Source organism: Cupriavidus sp. 01L46, assembly GCF_056399905.1.
Map to the genome: position 1 here is coordinate 1 of NZ_JBFTSF010000449.1, position 3,761 is coordinate 3,761.

Annotated in this window: 2 protein-coding genes and 2 pseudogenes; all 4 read left to right on the forward strand. The window is 70.5% G+C overall.

What is annotated here, in order from left to right; all coding sequences use genetic code 11:
- Positions 1–409 (forward strand): annotated as a pseudogene (locus tag AC1DS3_RS36500) (GntP family permease); the annotation flags it as partial.
- 132 nt (positions 410–541) lie between these two features.
- Positions 542–1,375 (forward strand): aldo/keto reductase, encoded by an 834-nt coding sequence (locus tag AC1DS3_RS36505; protein ID WP_477129121.1) that lies wholly within the window; start codon positions 542–544, stop codon positions 1,373–1,375.
- A 26-nt stretch (positions 1,376–1,401) separates the two neighbouring features.
- Positions 1,402–2,787, forward strand: a pseudogene (locus AC1DS3_RS36510) (FAD-containing oxidoreductase); the annotation flags it as partial.
- Between the two features lie 187 nt (positions 2,788–2,974).
- Positions 2,975–3,761, forward strand: a 787-nt coding sequence (locus AC1DS3_RS36515; protein ID WP_477129122.1) for an MFS transporter, incomplete at its 3' end; no start/stop codon positions are given.

A 3,761-nucleotide genomic window follows, 5' to 3' on the forward strand; every position in this document is an offset into this window, starting at 1 on the left:
GTATGGCTTCGGCGGCGTGATCGCCGCGCTGCCCGGCTTCCTGGTCGTCAGCGATGCGCTCAAGAGCATCCCCAACCCGCTGGTCAATGCCGCCGTGTCTGTCAGCACGCTGGCGGGCATCACCGGCTCGGCCTCGGGCGGCATGAGCATCGCGCTGGCCGCCATGTCGGACACCTTCATCCACGGCGCGCAGGCCGCCGGCATTCCGCTCGAGGTGCTGCACCGCGTGGTGTCCATGGCCAGCGGCGGCATGGATACGCTGCCGCACAACGGCGCCGTGATCACCCTGCTGGCGGTGACGGGCCTGACGCACCGGGAGTCCTACCGCGACATTTTCGCGGTGACCGTCATCAAGACGCTGGCCGTGTTCTTCGTGATCACGGTCTACTACGCGACCGGCCTGCTCTGAACGCGGCGGCGCGCGCCGCACCTTGTGGATCGCGCCGTCCTTACCTAGTGTGAGTGGGTAGCCGGCCGTGTGCGCGTGCTTTGCGCGCTACATGCCGGCTGCGCCACACTGCACTTCCCACCGGAACACCGCATGAAAACCGTGAGTCTGCCCGGCGGCGAAAGCGTTGCCGCGCTCGGCATGGGCACCTGGAACATGGGCGACCTGCCGGCCGCGCGCGCGGAAGAGCTTGCCACGCTGCGTCTCGGGCTGGACCTGGGCCTGACCCTGATCGACACCGCCGAGATGTACGGCGATGGCCGCTCCGAGGAACTGGTCGGCGAAGCCATCGCCGGCCGGCGCGACGAGGTCTTCCTGGTCAGCAAGGTGTACCCGCACAACGCGGGGCGCACCAGCGCGGTGGCCGCCTGCGAGCGCAGCCTGCGCCGCCTGGGCACCGACCGCCTCGACCTGTACCTGCTGCACTGGCGTGGCGGCGTGCCGCTGGCGGAGACCATGGAGGCCTTCATGGCGCTGCGCAAGGCGGGCAAGATCCGGCACTTCGGCGTCAGCAACCTCGACCTGGACGATATGCGCGCGCTGTGGCGCGTGCCCGGCGGCAAGGAGGTGGCAGCCAACCAGTTGCTCTACAACCTCACGCGGCGCGGCATCGAGTGGGACTTGCTGCCCTGGCTGCGCGAGCATGGCGTCGCCCTGATGGCCTACTCGCCGATCGAGCAAGCCACGCTGCTGCGCAATCCCCGGCTTGCCCACTTTGCCCAGAAGCATGGCATCAGCCCGGTGCAGGCAGCGCTGGGCTGGCTGCTGGCGCAGCAGGGCGTCATCGCGATTCCCAAGACCAGCCACCGCGAGCGCCTGCGCGAGAACCACGGCGCGCTCGCGCTGGCACTCTCCACGCAGCAACTGGCCGAGCTGGACGCGGCCTTCCCGCCACCGGACGGCCCGCACCCGCTGGYGATGCTGTGATGCTGTGATGCCCAGGAGCCCCGGCCATGACAATCGACTACGACGCCATCATCATCGGCACCGGCCAGGCCGGCCCCCCACTGGCGGCGCGCCTGAGCGCGGCCGGCCAGAAGGTGGCCGTCATCGAGCGCCAGTCGTTCGGCGGGACCTGCGTGAACACCGGCTGCATCCCCACCAAGACCATGGTGGCGAGCGCCTACGCGGCGAACCTGGCCCGGCGCGGCGCTGAGTACGGCGTGGTGCCCACCGGGCCTKTGACGGTGGATATGGCGCGCGTCAAGGCACGCAAGGACGGCGTCGTCGGCAAGTCCACGCACGGCGTGGAAACGTGGGTGCGCACGCTGGAACACGGCACCGTCCATCTCGGGCACGCGCGCTTCGAGGGCACGGACACAGTGCGCGTGAACGACACCCTGCTGCGGGCCGGCAAGATCTTCATCAACGTTGGTGGGCGCGCCGCCGCGCCACCGATGCCCGGGCTGGAACAGGTGGACTACCTGACCAACGCCGGGATGATGCGCGTGGACACCTTGCCGCGGCACCTGCTGGTGGTGGGTGGCAGCTATATCGGGCTGGAGTTCGGCCAGATGTTTCGCCGCTTCGGCAGCGAGGTCACCATCGTGCAGCGCGGCCCGCGCCTGATCGAGCGGGAGGATCCCGACGTGTCCGACGCCGTGCGCGGCATCCTCGCCGCCGAKGGCATCGGGCTGCGCCTCGACGCCGAGTGCATCGCGCTGGAGCAGCGCGGCGCCGAGGTCGTGGTGAAGATGGATTGCGCGCAAGGCGCGCCCGAGATTGTCGGCTCGCACGTGCTGCTGGCGGTGGGACGGCGGCCCAATACCGACGACCTTGGCCTGGACCGCGCCGGCGTCGCCGTGGATGCGCGCGGCTACATCCAGGTGGACGAACAGTTGCGCACCAATGTGCCCGGGATCTGGGCCATGGGCGACTGCAACGGGCGCGGCGCCTTTACCCATACCGCCTACAACGACTTCGAGATCGTCGCCGCCAACCTGCTGGACGCGGCATCCGGCGAGCCGCCCCGCACGCTCGGCGACCGCATCACCGCCTATGCGCTCTACACCGACCCGCCACTGGGGCGCGTCGGCATGAACGAGGCCGAGGCGCGCCAGTCCGGGCGCAAGGTGCTGGTTGGCATGCGGCCGATGACGCGGGTTGGCCGCGCGGTGGAAAAAGGCGAAACGCAAGGCTTCATGAAGATCCTGGTGGATGCCGACAGCCGCGAGATCCTTGGCGCGGCGGTGCTGGGCGTGGGCGGCGACGAGGTGATCCATTGCATCCTCGACGCGATGTATGCGCGCGCGCCGTACACGGTGGTCCAGCGCGCCATGCATATCCACCCAACGGTATCCGAGCTGATCCCGACCATGCTGGGCGAGCTGCATCCGCTGGGGCCGCTGGAGCCGGCAGGCCCGGCGGCAGCGTGRAGGGCCCGCACAGCCAGCGCTGAACATGCCCACTACACCGCTGGCCCAGAGCCCGTGCGACGACGCAGCACTGCGGGCGGCCCCTGGCGGGCCGCCCTGTGCYAGGGCCGACGAACCGTGGGTGCTGGCCGCCACCATCCTGGCGTCCAGCATGGCCTTTATCGACGGCACCGTGGTCAACGTGGCGTTGCCCGCGCTGCAAAAGGATTTCGATGCGAGCCTGAGCGGCATGCAGTGGGCGGTGGAGGCCTATGCGTTGCTGCTGGCAGCCTTGCTGCTGGTGGGCGGCGCCTCCGGTGACCGCTTTGGGCGCCGTCGCGTGTTTGCGCTGGGCGTGGCGATTTTCGCGGCCAGCTCGGGTTGGTGCGGCCTGGCCGGCAATATCGGCCACCTGGTCGCCGCGCGGGCCGCGCAGGGCGTGGGCGCGGCGCTGCTGGTGCCGGGMAGCCTGGCGTTGCTGTCGGCCTCGTTCGATGCGAGCCGGCGCGGCAAGGCCATCGGCACCTGGTCCGGCGCCACCGCCATGACCACCGCGCTCGGGCCCGTGGTGGGCGGCTGGCTGATCGCGCATCTGTCGTGGCGCGCGGCCTTCCTGGTCAACCTGCCGCTGGCGGCGGCGGTGCTGGCCATCGTGTTCTGGCGCGTGCCGGAAAGCCGCGCGCCGCAGCATCCCGGTGGACTCGACTGGCCCGGCAGCCTGCTCGCAGCGTTGGGACTGGGGGGCGTGGTCTACGGCCTGATCGAGTCGCCGGCGCGGGGCTGGGGCCACCCGGYCGTGTGGATGCCGTTTGCCGCCGGCTTGGTTGCGCTCGGGCTGTTCGTGCTGGCGGAGGCCCGCGTGGCCAACCCGGTGATGCCACCCGCGCTGTTCCGCTCGCGCGCTTTCCTGGGTGCGAACCTGCTCACCTTGCTGCTTTACGCGGCGCTGGGCGGTGGCC